Origin of the sequence: Streptomyces sp. NPDC056347, assembly GCF_042262625.1 — a bacterium.
Classification (GTDB): Bacteria; Actinomycetota; Actinomycetes; order Streptomycetales; family Streptomycetaceae; genus Streptomyces.
Window position 1 is genome coordinate 1 of the sequence record NZ_JBHJQP010000304.1, and the last position, 3,920, is coordinate 3,920.

A 3,920-nucleotide genomic window follows, 5' to 3' on the forward strand; every position below is an offset into this window, starting at 1 on the left:
TGGTGTTCGGTACGACGGTGTCGGGTCGTCCGGCGGATCTGCCGGGTGTGGAGGGCATTCTGGGTCTGTTCATCAATACGGTGCCGGTTCGTGTGTGTGTGGATCCGGGGGCGTCGGTGGTGGCGTGGCTGGAGGGTGTGCAGTCGGGGTTGGTGGAGTCCCGGCAGTTCGAGTATGTGGCGTTGTCGGATATCGAGACGGGGCTTCCTGCGGGGGTTTCGCTCTTCGACAGTCTGGTTGTTTTCGAGAATTATCCGGTGGACGAGGCGGCTGCTGAGGGGCGTGGGCTGTCGGTCAGTGGTGTGCGGGCAGAGGAGTCGACGAACTACGCGCTCACTCTCATCGCCGCGGCTGTCGGCGACCGGCTCGACATGACCCTCTCCTACGACCCCGCCCTCCTCGACGAGTCCACCGTCCGGACGCTGACCCGGCGTCTCGCCCAGGTGCTGACCACGTTTGTGAACCACGCCGGAACACCTCTCGGCGAACTGGAACTCCTGGCCCCGGAGGAGCACGCCAGCGTCCTGGCCTGGGCCGACGGCGGCGGAGAGCCGGCCGGGGACGCCTCGGTCGTGGATGTGTTCGCACGCCGTGCGGCCGCTGCCCCCGACGCGATGGCCGTCCGCTGCGGCAGTGCTGCCCTGACGTACGCGGAGCTGGACCTGGCCTCCGACCGCCTGGCCGGCGCTCTGATCGAGCGCGGCGTGGGCGCGGAGTCGCGGGTCGGTCTGCTCCTGGAGCGGTCGACGGACGTCGTCGTCGCGATGCTGGCCGTGCTCAAGGCCGGCGGTGTGTACGTCCCGCTGCACTCCTCGTACCCCGAGGATCGGCTGCGTCAGGCCCTCGCCCAGTCCGGCGCGTGGATCCTGCTGACCGACGCCGCGATGGAGTCCCGTGCACAGGAAACGGGCGTATCCGTGGTGCGAGTGGACGCCGTCCCGGCCGATCTCGGCGCAGCCCCGGCGTCGGTGAGCCCGACTGCCTTGGCCTACGTGATGTTCACGTCGGGGTCGACGGGTGTGCCGAAGGGCGTGGCGGTCACGCATGACGACATCGTGGCGCTCGTGTCCGATCGTCGGTGGCGGTCGGGTGCACACGGTTCGGTGTTGTTCCATTCGCCGCATTCGTTCGATGCGGCGACGTACGAGGTGTGGGTGCCGTTGCTGAACGGTGGCACGGTGGTGGTTGCCGAGGCGGAGTTGAGTGCGTCGGTGGTGCGGGATGCCGTGGCGTCGGGTGTGACGGCGTTGTGGGTGACCGCTGCGTTGTTCGGTGTCCTGGTCGAGGAGGACCCGGGGTGTTTCGCGGGTCTGCGCGAGGTCTGGACCGGCGGCGACGCGGTGCCCGCCGCGGCGGCTCACAGCCTGCTGGAGAACTGCCCCGGCCTGGTCCTCGTCAACGGCTACGGACCGACCGAGTCCACCACCTTCGCCGTGTGCGGCCCCATCACGACCGACGACGCCACGGGCGGATCGGTGCCGCTGGGTGAGGTCATGGAGCACACTCGCGGCTATGTCCTGGACGCGCGGCTGCGTCCGGTGGGTGTCGGTGTTGCGGGTGAGTTGTATCTGGGGGGTTCGGGTCTGGCGCGTGGTTATGACGGGCGTGCGGATCTGACGGCGGAGCGGTTCGTGGCCGATCCGTTCGGCCGGGGCGGACGCCTCTACCGCACGGGTGACCTGGTGCGGTGGCGGGAGGACGGCCGGCTGGAGTTCCTCGGGCGTGGGGACGGTCAGGTGAAGATCCGTGGTTTCCGGATCGAGGTCGCCGAGATCGAGACCGTCCTGGCTCGTCACGCTTCCGTGGGTGTGGTGTCGGTGCAGGTCCGTGAGGACCGGCCCGGCACGAAGCGACTCGTCGCCTACCTGGTCCCCGCACAGGGCGTGGACGTCGACCCGGCCGAGATCCGGGCCCACGCGTCCGCTCTGTTGCCGGAGTACATGGTTCCGTCGGCGTTCGTCGTGCTGGACGAGCTGCCGCTGACGGTGAACGGCAAGGTGGACCGCAAGGCGCTGCCCGCCCCGGCGTCGGAGGCGGCCGAGGAGTACGTCGCCCCGCGTACGGCGGTGGAGGAAGCCCTGGCCGGTATCTGGGCCGATGTCCTGGGCCTCGAGCAGGTCGGCGTGCACGACGACTTCTTCGCACTCGGCGGCGACTCGATCTCCAGCCTGAAGGTCGTCTCCCGCATCCGGGGCGTCCTCGACGGCGCCGCACTCTCCCCGCGCGCCCTCTTCGACCACCCTACCGTCGCCGCCCTCGCGACCCAGGTGGCCGGACAGCCCGTCAATGACGGGCAGCGGACCGACGCGGCGATCGCGCCCGCACCGCGCACCGGACCGCTGCCGCTTTCGTTCGCGCAGGAACGCCTCTGGTTCCTGCACGACTTCGACCGCGACGGCGTCGAATACAACATCGTCGCCGCGCTCCGGCTCACCGGCGATCTGGACACCGACGCCCTGCGTACGGCGCTGCAGGGACTCGTGGCCCGGCACGAGGCGCTGCGTACCACCTTCGGCTCCGTCGACGGCCGGGGCGTCCAGATCGTCCACGGCCCCGGCGAGGCCGAGATACCCGTCCGCCTGGTCGAGGCGGCCGGCGACGACGAGCTGAGGGCGGCGCTCGCCCACGAGGCGGCCCTGCCGTTCGACCTGCGCACCGGCCCGCTCACCAGGGCCCTGCTGGTCCGGCTCTCCCCGGACGCGCACGTGCTGGTCCTGTCGATGCACCACATCGTCACGGACGGTTGGTCGATGGGTGTTGTTACCCGTGAGTTGAGTGCGCTCTACTCTGCCGCGGTGCGCGGGGAGGACGCTGCCCTGCCGGAGCTCCCGGTGCAGTATCCGGACTTCGCTGTCTGGCAGCGTGAGCACCTGGCGGGCGACGCGCTGGATGGTCAGCTCGCCTACTGGCGGGGGAAGCTGGCCGGTCTGGAGCCGTTGGAGCTGCCGACGGACCGGCCGCGTCCAGCGGTCCGTACCTCGGCCGGTGCGCTGCACACCTTCGAGGTTCCGACCGCGCTGGCCGACCGTCTGAAGACCATGGGCTACGAGCACGGCGCGAGCCTCTTCATGACCCTGACCGCGGTGACCCAGCTACTGCTGTCCCGGTACAGCGGCCGCCAGGACATCGCCGTCGGCACGGTGGTCTCCGGACGCGAGCGTGCCGAGATCGAGGAGCTCGTCGGCTTCTTCGTCAATACCCTGGTGCTCCGGTCCCGAGTGGACGAGGCGCAGGGCTTCGGTGCGCTGCTGTCGGCGGTTCGGGAGACGACGCTCGACGCGTTCGCGCACCAGGACGTGCCGTTCAGCCGGCTCATCGAGGAGCTGGCCCCCGAACGCGACACCTCCCGCACCCCCCTGGTCCAGGCTCTGGTGGCGCTGCAGAACACCCCGATGGGCGCCTTCGACCTGCCAGGGCTGCACGTCGCGGACGAGGCGGTGCCGCGCCAGGCGGCGCAGTTCGAGCTGAGTCTGCACTTCCAGGAGACCGAGGGCGGCGGCCTCGCAGCCGTGGCCGAGTTCAACACCGACCTGTTCGACACGACGACCGTCGCCCGCATGTGCCGGCACTGGCTCGTGCTCGCCGACCGCGTGACCGCGCGCCCGGACGAACCCCTGGACCGCTTCCCGACGCTGGACACCGCCGAGGCGGGCCTCCTTCTCGCCGAGTGGGCGGGGCCGGGTGTGGGTTCGGGTGGTCGTTCGGTGGTGGAGTTGGTTGCTGAGCGTGTGGGTGTGGTGCCGGGTGCGGTGGCGGTGGTGTGTGGGGATGTGTCGTTGACGTATGGCGAGTTGTGGGCTCGTGTGGAGGTGTTGGCCGGGCGTTTGGTGGCGCTGGGTGTGGGGGTGGAGTCGCGGGTCGGGGTGTCGTTGCCGAGGTCTGCTGATCTGGTGGTGGCGGTGCTTGCGGTGTTGCGGGCG

At 70.2% G+C, this 3,920-nt stretch carries 1 protein-coding gene; it reads left to right on the top strand.

The window, feature by feature from the left end; translation table 11 throughout:
- On the top strand, positions 1 to 3,920 hold a 3,920-nt coding region (locus ACFCV8_RS35620; RefSeq protein ID WP_376689701.1), incomplete at both ends, for an amino acid adenylation domain-containing protein.